Source organism: Streptomyces tibetensis, assembly GCF_007655005.1.
In the GTDB taxonomy this organism is placed as follows: Bacteria; Actinomycetota; Actinomycetes; order Streptomycetales; family Streptomycetaceae; genus Streptomyces; species Streptomyces tibetensis.
On the sequence record NZ_SZVW01000010.1, the window covers coordinates 21,556 to 37,055 of the forward strand.

The window sequence follows — 15,500 nt, forward strand, 5'->3', positions numbered from 1 at the left end:
GGAGTATGAACATCCCTTTCCTGGGCCACCGGCGCCAGAAGGTCGGGTTCCCCGATCCGGCGGGCATCGCGGAACTCCTCGCCGAGTGTGAGCTGCTGCGCTCCCAGGCGTCCCGGGCGGGCGTCCGGCTGGACGACACGGCGGCCTCGCTGGAGGCGCTGGACCAGCTCCTGCCGCGCTGGCGGGACGACGAGGAGACCCTGACCTGGCTGGGCAACGACGCCGGTCTCTACCTGGGCAGCGTCATCGTGCGCACCGTACCGGGCGCCGCCTGGGAGATCCGTCCCGACGGTCAGCCCGTCGTACGGCTGGACTCCGGCCGCGAGTTCGACGTCGTCGAATCCGGCCACGAGTGGGCCGCGTACGGGGTGCCCGAGCTGTCGCAGCTCTACGCGGAAGTCGCCGAGTCATGAACCCCCTGGCCAGAAGCTTTGGCCCAAAGTCCGACGTAAATACGGCTAATGATCGAAAAGTGCGTGTCGCCCGCCACGTTCGATCTTGCCTGGATACGTTGCGGCAACCACCACACAGCTGAGAGTGAGTAGGGCTGGGTATGGCCGTCGAACCGCTGATCGAGCTGCGTGACGTCAACAAGCACTTCGGGGAGCTGCATGTCCTGCAGGACATCAACCTCACCGTCGGCCGGGGGGAGGTGGTCGTGGTGATCGGCCCGTCGGGGTCGGGGAAGTCGACCCTCTGCCGGGCGATCAACCGCCTGGAGACCATCGAGTCCGGGCAGATCGTCCTCGACGGGCAGCCGCTGCCGGAGGAGGGCAAGCCCCTGGCCCGGCTGCGCGCCGACGTCGGGATGGTCTTCCAGGCGTTCAACCTCTTCGCTCACAAGACCGTCCTGCAGAACCTCTCCCTGGGGCAGGTCAAGGTGCGCGGGCGCCGGAAGGAGGACGCCGACAAGCGCTCGCGTGAACTCCTCGACCGGGTCGGCGTCGCCGACCAGGCGGACAAGTACCCGGCGCAGCTCTCCGGAGGTCAGCAGCAGCGCGTGGCCATCGCCCGCGCCCTGGCCATGGAGCCCAAGGCGATGCTCTTCGACGAGCCGACCTCGGCCCTCGACCCGGAGATGATCAACGAGGTGCTGGAGGTCATGAAGCAACTGGCCCGCGACGGCATGACCATGATCGTCGTCACCCATGAGATGGGCTTCGCCCGCTCGGCCGCCAACCGGGTCGTCTTCATGTCCGACGGCCGGATCGTCGAGGACCGAACCCCCGACGAGTTCTTCACCAACCCCAGCAGTGACCGCGCCAAGGACTTCCTCTCCAAGATCCTCAAGCACTGAACGGGCGGACACCGGACGGTTCATCGCGTCGGGCCTCGACTACGATGTTCCCTTCATCCCTGTCGGAGAGGGGGACTTCGCCGAAGGCTCCCGAACCCGTCAGGGGGTGAGCAGACCGCCCGCCCGGTCCGCGGGGCCATTCCCACCGGGTGCGGCCCCCACGGCCCGAAGGCCGCGGGGGCGGCGGTTCACATCGGCCAGGCCCGTCCGGCGGCAGCCGGAGATCACTGCTCGCGCAGCGGAACCGACACGTACGACGGGTCGTTCGCCGGCGAGGAGAAGGTCAGCTGCGCGCCGGACGGGTTGTGCTCGATGTAGAGCGGGTCGACCGTGTCGACGACCAGGGCGAGGCGATGCCCGGCCGGGACGTCGTAGGCCGTGGAGTACAGCTCCAGGTCGACGCCGAACGGCTTTCCGGGGGTGCGCCCGTGGAAGGTGTACGGCGCGTGGGTGACCAGCTTGCCGAGGCCGAGCGGCCCCACGTCGTACAGGTAGGCGACGAGGGTGCCGCTCTCCTTGGTCGGGGTGAGGGTCGTGTGCAACTTCGTCGTTCCGCGCACCTGTTGGGCCGTGGCCGACTTCTCCGACTGCCAGACGGCGGCCCAGCGGCGGGGGAGCAGCGGGATCGAGGCCATCGGCGGCAGCTGGGCCACCTGGTCGAGGATGCTGGACAGGAAGACGACACCGCCGTCCGCCCCGGAGTTCACGTTCGCGCGGATCGTCTTCGAGTCCCCGAGGGCGATCTTCCGGTCGGTCGCGGCGACCGATTTCCAGTCCGGATAGCCCTCGTAGCCGCCTGCGGAACGTGACGTGAGCTGGACGGGCTGCTCACGGTCGATGCCGTTGTCCTCGTCTCTGAGGTAGTGGTCGAACCAGCGCTCGGTGTCCTTCCACGCGTCGTTGGGCAGCCCGAACAGGCCGGTCAGCTCGGCGGTGGCGTGGTCGCCGGGCCGCATTTCCAGCCGCTTCGGGCCGGTCAGCTTCTCGTAGAAATCGGCGTACTGGTTGGGCGGGAAGACGCTGTCGCCCCAGGCGTTGGCGAGCATGATCGCCGCGCCGTTGTCGTTGATCCGGTCGACGTAGGTCGCAGCGGAACGTTTCTTCCCCCAGGCGACGAGCTCCGGCTCCTTCGCCAGGTTGGAGCCGTAGAAGTCGTCGAACGTCTGCCGCAGTTCGGCGCTCTGGCGGCCCGTCACCACGCTCGCGCCGTCCAGCAGGGCGGCGGCCTGGAGGTGCTGGGTGCGCCCGGAGTAGATCGAGCCGATCAGGTCGGCCCAGCCGCTGAGTGAGGCGACCGCCCTGACCCGCTTGTCGTGTGCGGCGGTGAGCAGGCTGATGCCCGCGCCGTAGGAGACGCCCGCCATGCCGATGTGCCCGGCGTCGGCGGGGGTGTGGGCGAGCGCCCAGTCGATGACCTTCGAGGCGTCGGCGACATCGGGCGGGCCCGCCACTTCTATCTCGCCGCCCGACTGCCAGAAGCCGCGCACGTTGTAGGTGACGACGACGTACCCGGAGTCGGCGAGCTTCTGCGCCTGGGCCAGGTACTCGACCTGGGGCAGGCCCCAGCTCGTGGGCATGACCAGCAGGGGGTAGCGGTCGGCGGCGCGGGCTCCGGCCGGGGTGACGACGTTGGCCTTGAGGACGGTGCCGCCGTCGCCGGTGATGTCGACGAAGCGGACCGGGTTCGGGGCCGCCTGGGCGGTGGGGGCGAACCCGAGGGCGGTGCCGGCGACCAGGGTCGCCGAGACGGCGCCCACGGCGGTGGTGCGCAGGGCATTGCGGTGATGTCCCACGGGTCACTCCTCACTCGTGTCAGTGCAAAGTGACCGAACGGTAACCGCGGCTTCTTACCAGGGGTAACCCGTCGGTAAGTTACGTGCCAGTAACGATTGTTGAGCAGTGGAGGAGTCTAGGAGGCGCGGTGTGTATTGCGTGGAACCGGTGCCGCGGCGGCGGGCGGTGCGGTCTGCGCCGCGCGCGTCACGTCCTCCACCAGTTCGACGACGTCCGGACCGTACGCCTGCGAGTTGATCACCTTGAGCAGGAGGACGAACGAGCCGGTGCCGTACTTGCGGGTCAGCCGCTCGTGGTTGCGGGCGAGGTAGCGGGTGGTGGCCTGGTTGGTGATCGACGTCTGGCCGCAGAAGAGGAAGACGGGACGGGTGTTGCGGCTCCGGTCCGCGGTGAGCCGGGCGAGCAGCGCGTACTCCTCCTTGCCGTGGTCCACGCGATAGCGCTCGGTTCCGACCTGGAACGCGCCCCGGTCCGGGCCCGGTTCGGAGTCGACGTTCACCCGCACGCCCGGCAGCAGGGAATCCAGATGGGCCGCCATCCGCCGGTTGGACGCCGGCCCGCCCACACAGAACTCGGTGCGCTCCCCGAAACCCTGGCGTGCGGTGTCGTGCGGAAGTATCTGGGCGTGGGCGTTGCAGTCCTTGATCAGCGCGGCGAGTTCGAGCAGTGCGAACACGTCGAAGCGCATCACCGCGAACTCCGGTCCGGCCGCACCGCGGTTCACCACCAGCAGGGACTCGGAGTTGTCCGGCAGTCCGAAGAACTGCTGCTTCCGGCGGAGCTTGCGCTTCCACAGGTAGGTGCGGGCCACCCAGCCGAGCGCGGCGCTGATGCCCGCCGCGACCACACCCAGAACGATGTTGCGCACGTCGTCATTCATGGGCGCGCATGCTAGCGGGCCCGACGCACCGGTGTTCGACGCCTGCCTGACGCGACCATGGCGATGAATTAAGCTGCGCGGACGGCCTTTGACTGGAGGTGCGGATGCGTCGCCCTGTCGCACGGAATCTGACGGTCCTGGCGGTTTCGGCCGCCGTGGTGGTGTCGGTGGGAGCGGCGGCGCCGCCCTCCGCCCCGCCGGGAACGGGCGGTGGGAAATCCCCACTGGCCGTCGGCTATGGCGGCGCGGTCTCGAGTGTCGACCCGGACGCCTCCGCCGCCGGGATCGAGGTCCTGAGGAAGGGCGGCAACGCCGTCGACGCCGCCGTCGCCACGGCCGCCGCGCTCGGCGTCACCGAGCCCTACTCCGCCGGCATCGGCGGGGGCGGCTACTTCGTGTACTACGACGCCAAGTCCCGCACGGTACGCACCATCGACGGCCGCGAGACCGCGCCGCTGAGCGCCGACAAGAACCTCTTCGTCGAGAACGGCAAGCCCCTCGCCTTCGCCGACGCCGTCAGCAGCGGCAGAAGCGTCGGCACTCCGGGGACGCCCGCCACCTGGCAGACCGCACTCGACCAGTGGGGCAGCAAGCGGCTCGGGAGCGTTTTGAAGCCGGCCGAGCGGCTGGCGCGCGACGGTTTCACCGTCGACGAGACGTTCCGCTCGCAGACGGCGTCCAACGAGACCCGCTTCCGCTACTTCCCGGACACCGCCGAGCTGTTCCTGCCGGGCGGGCAGCTCCCCGTCGTCGGCTCCACCTTCAAGAACCCCGACCTCGCCCGCACCTACGCGGAGTTGGGGCACAAGGGCGTCGACGCGCTCTACCGCGGCCGCCTCGGCCGGGACATCGTCGACACGGTCAACAAGCCGCCCGTGGACCCCGGCTCGGGCTGGAACGCCCGGCCCGGAGACCTGACCGCGAAGGACCTGGCCGCCTACCGCACCAAGCTCCAGGCGCCCACCACAACCTCGTACCGCGGTCTCGGCGTCTACTCCATGGCGCCGTCCTCCTCCGGCGGTACGACCGTCGGTGAGGCGCTCAACATCCTGGAGCGGACCGACCTGTCCAAGGCGAGCAAGGCCCGCTACCTGCACCGCTTCATCGAGGCCAGCCGGATCGCGTTCGCCGACCGGGGCCGGTGGGTGGGTGACCCCGCCTTCGAGGACGTACCGACGAAGGAACTGCTGTCCCAGCGGTTCGCCGACTCGCGCGCGTGCCTCATCAAGGACGACGCGGTGCTCACGAGTCCCGTGGCGCCGGGGGACCCGCGCAACCCCGCACGCTGCGGCTCGGGGGACAAGGCGGCTCCCACGACGTACGAGGGTGACAGCACCACGCATCTGACGGTGGCCGACAAGTGGGGCAACGTCGTCGCCTACACCCTCACCATCGAGCAGACCGGCGGCAGCGGGATCACCGTTCCCGGGCGGGGCTTCATCCTCAACAACGAACTGACGGACTTCTCCTTCACCCCGGCGAATCCTGCCGTGCACGACCCGAACCTGCCGGGGCCCGGCAAGCGCCCGCGGTCGTCCATCTCGCCGACGATCGTGCTGGACCGGCACCACCGGCCCGTGGTGGCGCTGGGGTCGCCGGGCGGCGCGACGATCATCACGACCGTTCTGCAGACGCTCACCGGGTTCGTCGACCGGGGGCTGCCGCTGGTCGACGCGATCGCGGCGCCGCGGGCCAGTCAGCGCAACGCAGCGCAGACGGAGCTGGAACCGGGGCTGTACGACAACGCCGCGTTGCGGAAGCAGTTGGAGGCGATCGGGCACTCCTTCAAGGTGAACCCGGAGATCGGTGCGGCCACAGGTGTTCAGCGGCTGCCGGGTGGGAAGTGGCTGGCAGCCGCGGAGCGCGCGCGGCGGGGTGGGGGGTCGGCGATGGTGGTGCGGCCTGTGCGTTGACGGCCGTGTGCGGGTGCGTGGGGGCTGGTCGCGCCCACGCGGCGGAGCCGCACATCGACACAGCCCCGCGCCCCTAGGGCGAGGGCGCTGCTGCCTCTTGCGTCTGAAACGCGAGCCTGCCGTCCTCCACATCCACCGTCACCTGGCCGTTCTCCGACACCCTGCCGTCCAGCAGCAGCCGTGACAGTTCGTTGTCCACCTCGCGCTGGATCGTTCGGCGGAGCGGGCGGGCGCCGTACTCCGGCTGGTAGCCGCGGTCGGCCAGCCATTCCACCGCCCGGTCGGTGAAGGTCACCGTGACGCCCTTGCCCCGCACCAGGGACCGGGTGCGGTCCAGCAGGAGGTTGGTGATCCGGCGCAGCTGCTCCGTGGTCAGCTGGCGGAAGACGACGATCTCGTCGATGCGGTTGAGGAACTCGGGGCGGAAGTGCTCGCGCAGCGGGCGCAGGATCTGCTCGCGGCGGGCCTCCTCGTCCGCGTCGGCGCCGCCCGCCGCGAAGCCCGTGGTGGCGCCGCGGCGGGTGATCGCCTCGGAGCCGAGGTTGCTCGTCATCACGATGACCGTGTTGCTGAAGTCCACCGTGCGGCCCTGGGAGTCGGTCAGCCGGCCGTCGTCGAGGACCTGGAGCAGGATGTTGAAGACGTCCGGGTGGGCCTTCTCCACCTCGTCCAGCAGGAGCAGCGAGTACGGGTGGCGGCGCACGACCTCGGTGAGCTGGCCCGCCTCCTCGTGGCCGACGTAGCCGGGCGGTGCGCCGACCAGTCGGCTGACGGTGTGGCGCTCCTGGTACTCGCTCATGTCGAGCCGGACCATGCGGTCCTCGCTGCCGAACAGCGACTCGGCCAGCGCCCGGGCCAGTTCGGTCTTGCCCACACCCGTCGGGCCGAGGAAGAGGAAGCTGCCGATCGGGCGGTCGGGGGCCGCGAGCCCGGCGCGGGAGCGCAGCACGGCGTCCGAGACGACCCGCACGGCCTCGTCCTGGCCGACCACCCGCTGATGCAGATGCTCCTCCAGGCCCAGCAGGCGGTCCTTCTCCTCCTGGGTGAGGCTGCTGACCGGGATGCCGGTCTGCCGGGACACCACCTCGGCGATCGACTCGGCCCCGACCACCAGGTCCTGGCCCTCGTCGACCTCGCCGTCACCGCCGGCCTCGGTGATCCGCTGCTTCAGATCCACGATGCGGTCGCGCAACTGGGTGGCCTGCTCGTACTGTTCGTCGGCGACGGCCTGGTCCTTGTCCCGGGTCAGCTGCTCCAGCTCCCGCTCCATGGACCGTACGTCCGTGCCCTTGGTCCGGGCCCGCAGCCGCACCCGGGCGCCGGCCTGGTCGATGAGGTCGATCGCCTTGTCGGGCAGGCGGCGGTCGGTGAGGTAGCGGTCGGAGAGCTGCACGGCCGCGACCAGGGCCTCGTCGGTGTAGCGGACCTGGTGGTGGGCCTCGTAGCGGTCCTGGAGACCGCGCAGGATCTCGATCGCGTCCGCTGCCGTCGGCTCGGGCACCATGATCGGCTGGAAGCGCCGGGCCAGCGCCGCGTCCTTCTCGATGCGGCGGTACTCCTCCAGCGTGGTGGCGCCCACGATGTGCAGCTCACCCCGGGCGAGGGCCGGCTTGAGGATGTTGCCGGCGTCCATCGAGCTGCCGTCGCCGCCACCGGAACCGGCGCCCACGACCGTGTGCAGCTCGTCGATGAAGATGATCAGCTGCTCGGAGTGGGCGCGGATCTCGCCCACGATGTTGTTCATCCGCTCCTCGAAGTCACCCCGGTAGCGGGTGCCCGCGACGACGCCCGTGAGGTCCAGGGCGACCACACGGCGCCCGATCAGCACATCGGGCACGTCCGCCTCGGAGATGCGCTGCGCCAGCCCCTCCACGATGGCCGTCTTGCCGACTCCCGCGTCACCGATCAGCACCGGGTTGTTCTTGCCGCGCCGGGAGAGGACCTCGACGGTCTGCTCGATCTCCTGGTCCCGGCCGATCACCGGGTCGATCCGGCCCTGCCGGGCCAGCTCGGTGAGGTCACGGCCGTACTTGTCGAGGGTCGGCGTGTTCGTCGGGCGCGGGCGCTCGGACTGCGGGACCTCCGGCGCCTCGGGCGGCTCGGAGGGGGCGAAGCGGGCCGCGTTGAGGATGTGCCCGGCGGCCGAGTCGGGGTTGGAGGCCAGGGCACTGAGCACGTGCTCCGGGCCGATGTAGCCGTAACCGCGGGCCCGGGCCATGTCGTGCGCGTCCAGCAGGGCCCGCTTGGCGGCCGGGGTGAGGGACAGCGCGGTCGGCGGCGGGGCGTCGCCCGGGGTGTGCTGGGCCGGTCCCGACCGGTCGTCGATCTGCGACGCCAGCGAGTCGGGATTCGCACCGGCCTTGGTGAGCAGGGTGCGGGTGGGCTCCGTGGCGAGCGCCGCCCGCAGCAGATGCTGGGTGTCGAGGTCCCGGCTGCCGTGCTCGGCGGCGTACTGGGCGGCGCCGCGGACGAGCTCCCGGGCCGGCTGACTGAGCAGCCGGCCGAGATCGATCTGCCGGGGACCGGGACGCGGTCCGCCGAAGAAGCGTGCGAGGAATTCTCCGAAGGGATCCGAGCCGTAGCCCTCCGGGCTGGTGAAGCCGCTGCTCATGGGCCTTCCGTTCCCGGCGTCCCCGGCGCGCGGGCGGGGGACGCCCTCGCTTGTCGACGTGCCGGGGTCGGGTAACCCGGGTGGCAGCCGGTTACACCTGGGGCGCGCTCGTAGAACACCTTCGCACGATCGTCGGCGAGGGGCACCTTCGGGGCATACTGGGAGGAACGAGACGCGGGGCGCGGCTCAGCGAGCCGTGAGGATCCTCGGGCCGGAATCCGTGATCGCCACCGTGTGCTCGGCGTGGGCGGCGCGGGAGCCGTCGTTCGTCCTCAGGGTCCAGCCGTCGGGCGCCGCGTGGAAGTCGTCCGTGCCGCCCGCGATGACCATGGGCTCGATCGCCAGCACCATGCCGTGCCGCAGCCGAATGCCGCGCCCCGGGCGGCCCTCGTTCGGCACCCCGGGATCCTCGTGCATCCGGCGGCCGATGCCGTGGCCGCCGAAGCCGTCCGGGATGCCGTAGCCGGCGCCCCGGCACACCGTGCCGATCGCGTGGGCGATGTCGCCGATGCGGTTGCCCACGACGGCCGCCCCGATCCCGGCCGCGAGGGCCCGCTCGGCGGTCTCGATCAGGCGGAGGTCCGCCGCGTGCGGGGTGCCGACGACGAAGCTGAGCGCCGAGTCGCCGACCCAGCCGCCCAGTTCGGCGCCGAAGTCGATGGAGACGAGGTCACCGTCGCGCAGGCGGTAGCGGCCCGGGATGCCGTGCACGATCGCGTCGTTGACCGAGACGCAGAGGACGGCGGGAAAGGGGGTCGGTGCGAAGGAGGGGCGGTACCCGAGAAAGGGTGAGGTCGCGCCCGCCTCGCGCAGTACGCCGTGCGCCACCTCGTCCAGTTCCAGCAGGGAGACGCCCACGCCGGCGGCCTTCTGCGCGGCCGTCAGGGCACGGGCGACCACCTGGCCCGCCTCGTACATCGCTTCGATAGATGTGTCTGTCTTCAGCTCCACCATGCCAATTAATATACCGGTATTAGAATGGGGGCATGGTGCGCACCCCTCTCACCCCCGAAGAGCGCGAACGCGGCGAGCGGCTCGGCCGGCTGCTGCGTGAGGCGCGTGGCGGCCGGAGCATGACGGAGATCGCGGCGAGCGCGGGCATCTCCGCGGAGACCCTGCGGAAGATCGAGACCGGGCGGGCCCCGACCCCGGCCTTCTTCACGGTGGCCGCGCTGGCCGGGGTCCTCGGGCTGTCCATGGACGACCTGGCCGGGCAGTGCACGCCGGTGCCCCTCTGAGGCTCTTGCGCCGAGAGTGAAAACTCCCCGTAGCACTCCCGTAACACGCCTGGTGTTGCCTACGGGCAAAAGTGCTTTGGTCTCACGGGAGTTGAGCGATGGCGGCGGATCAACTCCCGGCTGAAGTCGGGCAGTTCGCGACCTACCTGGACGGTCTGCTGGCACGCCTCGACCCGTCCGGCGGCTGGTACGCCGTGTTCTGGCAGCGCGACCCGGAGGGCATGCGGGCCTGCCTCGACGGGCGCGAGATGCCCCCCTGGGACGTCGTCGAGGCGCTGCTGCAGGACCTCGCCGGGCAGTACGGCCCGGGGGGAGCCGGCCCGGAGACGGACCGCGCCCGCGCCCTGCACGCCACCGCGCTCGCCGCGTACGACGCCCTGCCCGGCGGCCGTGACGCCCTCGGCGACCGCCTCGACGTCATGCTCCGCGAGCAGAAGTACGCCGCCGAACGCCAGGCCGCCCTCGCCCGCCGCCTGGCCTCGGCCACGACCCGCGAACAGGCGGACGCCTTGCGCGTGGACCTGGCCTGGGCCCGGGACGACCACGAACGGGCCGGTGCGCGGTGTGCGGAACTCCGGGCCCGGATGGCCTACCTGGACCGGCGTGAGCGGAGGGTGTCCCCGGCGGCGTGGGGTGCTGCCGGGAGGGCGCACGGCGGCGGGGCGGCATCGTCGTCCGCCGGTGATCCGCCCGGTCTCCGGAGGCCGTCGACGGTGACCGGTGCGGACGGTTGGCACGACGCCCGGTACGACGCCATCACCCCGGAAACCGGCCGTCGCACCCCGCAATGGCCGGCCGCTCCCCGGAAGCCTCTCGCGAGCGGCACGCCGGCCCCGTCCACCACCCCGGCCCCGGGTCCCGCCCCCACGCCAGATCCGTCGCCGGCATCAACCTCAGCCGCCCCAGCCCCCGCGCCGGCTCCACCCCCCGCCTCCGGCCCACCCGCCCCCCAACCCCCGGCCCCTCACCCCGTCACCGTCCCCAAGCAGCGCAAACGCCGGCGGGGCGGTGCCCGCTTCGCCGGGATGGCGGATGAGGAAGCCGCAGCCGCACCCGTCGTCGTGCCGCCTTCTGCCGTGCCCGCCCTGCCCACCCTGCCCGCACCCGCCCCCACGACCACCGGCCGCACCCTCCGCGGTGCGCGCTTCGCCGGGGCCGCCGAGGAGGCGGCCACGGAGCGCCCGGCGCGGGAGGGCGACGCGGTCGGGGCCGATGACCGGGCCGAGGTCGGAAGGACCGTGGAGGCGCTGGCCCGGCTGCGCGGCGAAGGACGCGGCGGGGAGGCCCACGCACTGCTGGCCGAGGTCGCCTCCTGGGAGCCCGGCCGGTTTCCGCTGCTCGCGGAGCGGCTGCACCTCGCCGGGCTGGACGCCGACTGGCACACGGTGCTGTGGGAGGCCGCCTCGCTGCCCGCCGGACGGCTGGTCGCCGCCGCCGACGCACTGGTCGAGGCCGGGCGGGCGGGTGACGGCCGGCAGATGCTGCGGCAGGGGGTCGCACGGCCGCCGGCCGAGGTCGGCCGGGCGGTCCTCGGCCTGGTCGCCGAGGGGCGTCACCGCGAGGTGCGCGTGCTGCTCGACACGTACGTCAGGGCCCGCACCCCCGAGGAGGCGGCGCGCAGCGCCGAACCCGGACCGGGGCGCCTCGTGCCGCTCCTGCTGGAGGCGGCCCGGGGTGTCTCGGACGAGCGCCACTGGGACCTCGTGCACGCCCTGCGGGTCGCCGGATTCGCCGCCTGACCGGCGAGGTCGCGCCTCGGGCGACTCACCCACAGGAGTGCGAATCGCGCAATGCCCCGCGGGTTGGCGACGATGGTCTTGGCAACCCCGTGCCAGAGGCTTACGTTCGTGGCTCTACGGCCTGCTTCTACGGGCGTAGAGGCGCAGACGTCGCGTCGAAGGAGCAGCTCATGGCCAACGTCGTACGTGCCGCCCTGGTCCAGGCCACCTGGACCGGCGACACCGAGTCCATGGTGGCGAAACACGAGGAGCACGCCCGCGAGGCGGCCCGTCGGGGCGCGAAGATCATCGGTTTCCAGGAGGTCTTCAACAGTCCCTACTTCTGTCAGGTCGAGGAGCCGGAGCACTACCGCTGGGCCGAGCCCGTCCCCGACGGGCCGACCGTGCGACGCATGCGGGCGCTCGCCCGCGAGACGGGCATGGTGATCGTCGCGCCGGTGTTCGAGGCGGAGCAGCCCGGCTTCTACTACAACACCGCGGCCGTGATCGACGCCGACGGCACCTACCTCGGCAAGTACCGCAAGCACCACATCCCGCAGCTCAAAGGCTTCCGTGAGAAGTTCTACTTCAAGCCCGGGAACCTCGGCTGGCCCGTCTTCGACACGGTGGTCGGCAGGGTCGGCGTGTACATCTGCTACGACCGCCACTTCCCGGAGGGCTGGCGCCAGCTCGGCCTCGCCGGAGCCCAGCTCGTCTACAACCCCTCCGCGACCCACCGGAGCTTGTCCTCCCACCTGTGGCGGCTGGAGCAGCCCGCGGCGGCCGTCGCCAACGGGTACTACATCGCCGCGATCAACCGCGTCGGCCAGGAGGAGTACGGCGACAACGACTTCTACGGCACGAGCTACTTCGTCGACCCCCGCGGGCAGTTCGTCGGGGACGTCGCCAGCGACAGCGAGGAGGAGCTCGTGATCCGGGACATCGACCTCGACCTCATCGAAGAAGTACGGCAGACGTGGGCCTTCTACCGCGACCGCCGCCCCGACGCCTACGAAGGGCTGGTGCAGCCGTGACCAACGACCTCCTGGGCCGCCACCGGGCCGTGCTCCCCGACTGGCTCGCCCTCTACTACGAGGAGCCCCTCGAGATCACCCACGGCGAGGGCCGCCACGTCTGGGACTCCCGGGGCAACCGGTACCTCGACTTCTTCGGCGGCATCCTCACCACCATGACCGCGCACGCGCTGCCCGAGGTCACCAAGGCGGTGAGCGAGCAGGCCGGGCGGATCATCCACTCCTCGACCCTCTACCTCAACCGCCCGATGGTCGAACTCGCCGAGCGCATCGCCCAGTTGAGCGGTATCCCGGACGCCCGCGTCTTCTTCACCACGTCCGGAACCGAGGCCAACGACACCGCCCTGCTGCTGGCCACCGCCTACCGGCGCAGCAACACGATCCTGGCCATGCGCAACAGCTACCACGGCCGTTCCTTCAGCGCCGTCGGCATCACCGGCAACAGCGGCTGGTCCCCGACCTCGCTCTCCCCGCTCCAGACGCTGTACGTCCACGGCGGCGTACGCACCCGCGGCCCCTTCGCCTCCCTCAGCGACGACGCCTACATCGCCGCCTGCGTCGACGACCTGTTGGACCTGCTCGGCCACACCCGCGCACCGGCCGCGCTGATCGCCGAACCCGTGCAGGGCGTCGGCGGCTTCACGGCCCCGCCGGACGGACTGTACGCCGCCTTCCGCGAGGTGCTGCACGAGCGCGGCATCCTGTGGATCGCCGACGAGGTGCAGACCGGCTGGGGCCGCACCGGCGAGCACTTCTGGGGCTGGCAGGCCCACGGCCAGAGCGGGCCGCCCGACATCATGACCTTCGCCAAGGGCATCGGCAACGGCATGTCCATCGGCGGGGTCGTCGCCCGCTCCGAGATCATGAACTGCCTGGACTCCAACAGCATCTCCACCTTCGGCGGCACTCAGATCACCATGGCGGCGGGCCTCGCCAACCTCAACTACCTGCTGGAACACGACCTCCAGGGCAACGCCCGGCGCGTCGGCGGACTGCTCATCGAGCGGCTGAGGGCCGTCGGCGCGCACGTCCCGGCCGTACGGGAGGTACGCGGACGCGGGCTGATGATCGGCATCGAGATCACGAAACCGGGGACCGACGAGGCCGATCCGCACACCGCGGCGGCCGTGCTGGAGGCGGCCCGCGAGGGCGGCCTGCTGATCGGCAAGGGCGGCGGGCACAACACCAGTTCGCTGCGCGTCGCCCCGCCGCTGTCCCTCAACGTCGCGGAGGCCGAGGAGGGCGCCGCGATCCTCGAAGACGCTCTGAGGAGCATCCAGTAGCAGTGCACTGAGCAAGGGACCCGCCATGACCATCACCCTGGATTCCCTGGAGCCCGCCCTGTCGGTGCGGCATGTCCTCACCCTGGAGCGGGTGCTCGCCGGGGAGCCCGAGGTGGTGGCCGGCGCGGGACATCTCGACCGGCTCGTGCGCTGGGTGCACGTCGCCGAGGCCGCCGACGTCGGAGTGATGCTCAGCGGCGGCGAGATGGTCCTCACCACCGGCGTGCTGCTCGCCGGCGACGAGGACAAACAGGCCGAGTACATCCGGTCCCTGCACCGCGCCGAGGCTGCCGCCGTCGTCCTCGGACTCGGCCGCGCCTTCCCCGCGGCGCCGGACGTGATGCGCCGGGCGGCCGAACGCTGCGGACTGCCGATGGTCGTCCTGCACCGGCCCTTCCCTTTCGCCGACCTGACCGAGGAGGTCCAGTCGCGGCTCGTGCGCCGCAAGTTCGCCGCCGTCAGCCTCTCCGAAGCCGTCCGCACCGAACTCATCGCCCTCATCACCGCCGGCGCACCCCTGCAGCGTCTGCTCGACGAGGTCGCGCGGCACAGTGCCTGCCCGGTCGTCGTCACCAACCTCGCCCATCGCGTCCTCGGCACGGCGGGGGAGCGGCCCGCGGTGGACGACGTGCTGCGCGACTGGGAGCGCATCGCCCGGCAGGCGTGGGGGCACCACCCAGGCCGTTCAGGCACTGAGGGTGAGGGCTGGATCCGGGCCGAACTGGGCGGACGCGGGGAGCGCTGGGGCCGGATCGTGCTGTGCGGCTATCGCGGCGACACCGCCACCGGACGGCTGCTGGCCGACCGTGCCGCCGAGGCCCTCGTCCTGCACCGCATGCTCGGTGGCGGCGCCGCGTGCTCCTGGGAGGAGCAGTCCGCGCAGAGCCTGCTGACCGACCTGGTCAGCGGCGTCGTACCGGCACGGCAACTGCTGCCCCGGGCCCGCGCGGCCGGGCTGCCCGTCAACCGGCGCACCTTCGTGCCGCTGGTCGTCCGCGACGGCGACCCGGCCCGCCTCGAACGGCTCCTGCGGCTGCTGGGCCTGCCCGGGCTGGTCGCCGAACTCGCCGACGGCGCCACCGCCGTGCTGCTCAGCCTGCCCCGGGACCAGGACGCGGGCGCCCTCGCCGCGCACTTCGCGACCCGGCTGCGCACCGAGACCGGCCCGGACCACACGGTCGTCGCGGCGGCCGAACCCCGCGCCGCCTGGGACGACGTACCCACCGGACTGCGCGAGGCCCAGCATGTCGCGGACGCCGTCGCCGACTCCTCCGCCGTCCTCGACCTCCCGCCGGTCGTACGCCTGAAGGACGTCCACCTGCGGGGCCTGATCCGGCTGCTGCGCGACGACCCGCACGTGCAGTCGTTCGCGGAGCGGGAGCTGGACGGGCTGCTGCGCGAGGGTGACGAGGACCTGCTGTCCGTCCTGCGCACCTACCTGGCCACCGGCCGCAACAAGTCCCGCACGGCCCAGCTCCACCACGTCTCCCGGCCGGCCCTCTACCGCCGTCTGGAGTCCATACAAGTCCGGCTCGGGGTGGACCTCGACGACTTCGAGCAGGCCGCCTCGGTGCACATCGCACTCCTCGCGCACGACGCGCAACAACAGTGAAACACGCGACCACCTGGGAAAACGGCGGTGAAACATGGGTCCGCACAAGTGTGACACGGTGGCACGCCGCACGCCCTCAGACGTGACACGGTGCAACTCAAAGACGACCACGCGACTTCC

The 15,500-nt window shown here is 71.6% G+C and carries 12 protein-coding genes; 8 read left to right on the forward strand and 4 right to left on the reverse strand.

Annotated elements, in window-relative coordinates; genetic code table 11:
* The first annotated feature begins 5 nt into the window (after positions 1-5).
* Together FDO69_RS18025 and FDO69_RS18030 are read left to right on the forward strand one after the other, a co-directional pair.
* Positions 6-413, forward strand: a complete 408-nt coding sequence (locus tag FDO69_RS18025; RefSeq protein WP_104780864.1) for a DUF6278 family protein — start codon at positions 6-8, stop codon at positions 411-413.
* Between the two features lie 140 nt (positions 414-553).
* Positions 554-1,297, forward strand: a complete 744-nt coding sequence (locus tag FDO69_RS18030) for an amino acid ABC transporter ATP-binding protein (RefSeq protein ID WP_104780865.1) — start codon at positions 554-556, stop codon at positions 1,295-1,297.
* Positions 1,298-1,521: 224 nt separating this feature from the next.
* Here the strand turns inward: FDO69_RS18030 and FDO69_RS18035 are convergent, their stop codons facing one another.
* Positions 1,522-3,090, reverse strand: coding sequence for an alpha/beta fold hydrolase (locus FDO69_RS18035; protein ID WP_104780866.1), 1,569 nt, complete (start codon positions 3,088-3,090; stop codon positions 1,522-1,524).
* Between the two features lie 116 nt (positions 3,091-3,206).
* A complete protein-coding gene (locus tag FDO69_RS18040; protein WP_170320904.1) occupies positions 3,207-3,971 on the reverse strand; it encodes a hypothetical protein in 765 nt (254 codons plus the stop codon).
* Between the two features lie 104 nt (positions 3,972-4,075).
* Between FDO69_RS18040 and ggt the strand changes: the two genes are divergently transcribed.
* A complete protein-coding gene (gene ggt / locus FDO69_RS18045; RefSeq protein WP_104780868.1) occupies positions 4,076-5,884 on the forward strand; it encodes a gamma-glutamyltransferase in 1,809 nt (602 codons plus the stop codon).
* Positions 5,885-5,957: 73 nt separating this feature from the next.
* On the opposite strand, the gene FDO69_RS42710 is transcribed toward ggt, so the two are convergent.
* Both FDO69_RS42710 and map read right to left on the reverse strand, forming a co-directional pair.
* Positions 5,958-8,495, reverse strand: a complete 2,538-nt coding sequence (locus tag FDO69_RS42710; RefSeq protein WP_104780869.1) for an ATP-dependent Clp protease ATP-binding subunit — start codon at positions 8,493-8,495, stop codon at positions 5,958-5,960.
* A gap of 186 nt (positions 8,496-8,681) precedes the next feature.
* Entirely contained in the window at positions 8,682-9,449 is a 768-nt protein-coding gene (gene map, locus FDO69_RS18055) for a type I methionyl aminopeptidase (RefSeq protein WP_104780870.1), read from the reverse strand.
* Between the two features lie 32 nt (positions 9,450-9,481).
* Here map and FDO69_RS18060 point away from each other — a divergent pair, with 32 nt between their 5' ends.
* The 5 genes from FDO69_RS18060 (at position 9,482) to FDO69_RS18080 (ending at position 15,380) form a co-directional block, all read left to right on the forward strand.
* On the forward strand, positions 9,482-9,733 hold the full coding sequence (locus tag FDO69_RS18060) for a helix-turn-helix domain-containing protein (RefSeq protein WP_104780871.1): 252 nt from the start codon (positions 9,482-9,484) through the stop codon (positions 9,731-9,733).
* 98 nt (positions 9,734-9,831) lie between these two features.
* On the forward strand, positions 9,832-11,472 hold the full coding sequence (locus FDO69_RS41230) for a hypothetical protein (protein WP_104780872.1): 1,641 nt from the start codon (positions 9,832-9,834) through the stop codon (positions 11,470-11,472).
* Between the two features lie 170 nt (positions 11,473-11,642).
* The gene (locus FDO69_RS18070; protein WP_104780873.1) at positions 11,643-12,485 is read left to right on the forward strand and encodes a nitrilase-related carbon-nitrogen hydrolase; all 843 of its coding nucleotides are present in this window, start codon (positions 11,643-11,645) and stop codon (positions 12,483-12,485) included.
* On the forward strand, positions 12,482-13,768 hold the full coding sequence (locus tag FDO69_RS18075) for an aspartate aminotransferase family protein (protein ID WP_104780874.1): 1,287 nt from the start codon (positions 12,482-12,484) through the stop codon (positions 13,766-13,768). Before FDO69_RS18070 ends, FDO69_RS18075 begins: the two co-directional genes overlap by 4 nt.
* A gap of 25 nt (positions 13,769-13,793) precedes the next feature.
* The gene (locus FDO69_RS18080; RefSeq protein ID WP_104780875.1) at positions 13,794-15,380 is read left to right on the forward strand and encodes a PucR family transcriptional regulator; all 1,587 of its coding nucleotides are present in this window, start codon (positions 13,794-13,796) and stop codon (positions 15,378-15,380) included.
* The last annotated feature ends 120 nt before the right edge of the window (positions 15,381-15,500 follow it).

Coding starts and splice junctions, on each gene's coding strand:
- FDO69_RS18080 (WP_104780875.1), top strand. CDS start 13,794: ATGACCATCACCCTGGATTCCCTGGAGCCCGCCCTGTCGGTGCGGCAT.
- ggt (WP_104780868.1), top strand. CDS start 4,076: ATGCGTCGCCCTGTCGCACGGAATCTGACGGTCCTGGCGGTTTCGGCC.
- FDO69_RS18070 (WP_104780873.1), top strand. CDS start 11,643: ATGGCCAACGTCGTACGTGCCGCCCTGGTCCAGGCCACCTGGACCGGC.
- FDO69_RS18060 (WP_104780871.1), top strand. CDS start 9,482: ATGGTGCGCACCCCTCTCACCCCCGAAGAGCGCGAACGCGGCGAGCGG.
- FDO69_RS18025 (WP_104780864.1), top strand. CDS start 6: ATGAACATCCCTTTCCTGGGCCACCGGCGCCAGAAGGTCGGGTTCCCC.
- map (WP_104780870.1), bottom strand. CDS start 9,449: ATGGTGGAGCTGAAGACAGACACATCTATCGAAGCGATGTACGAGGCG.
- FDO69_RS41230 (WP_104780872.1), top strand. CDS start 9,832: ATGGCGGCGGATCAACTCCCGGCTGAAGTCGGGCAGTTCGCGACCTAC.
- FDO69_RS42710 (WP_104780869.1), bottom strand. CDS start 8,495: ATGAGCAGCGGCTTCACCAGCCCGGAGGGCTACGGCTCGGATCCCTTC.
- FDO69_RS18030 (WP_104780865.1), top strand. CDS start 554: ATGGCCGTCGAACCGCTGATCGAGCTGCGTGACGTCAACAAGCACTTC.
- FDO69_RS18040 (WP_170320904.1), bottom strand. CDS start 3,971: ATGAATGACGACGTGCGCAACATCGTTCTGGGTGTGGTCGCGGCGGGC.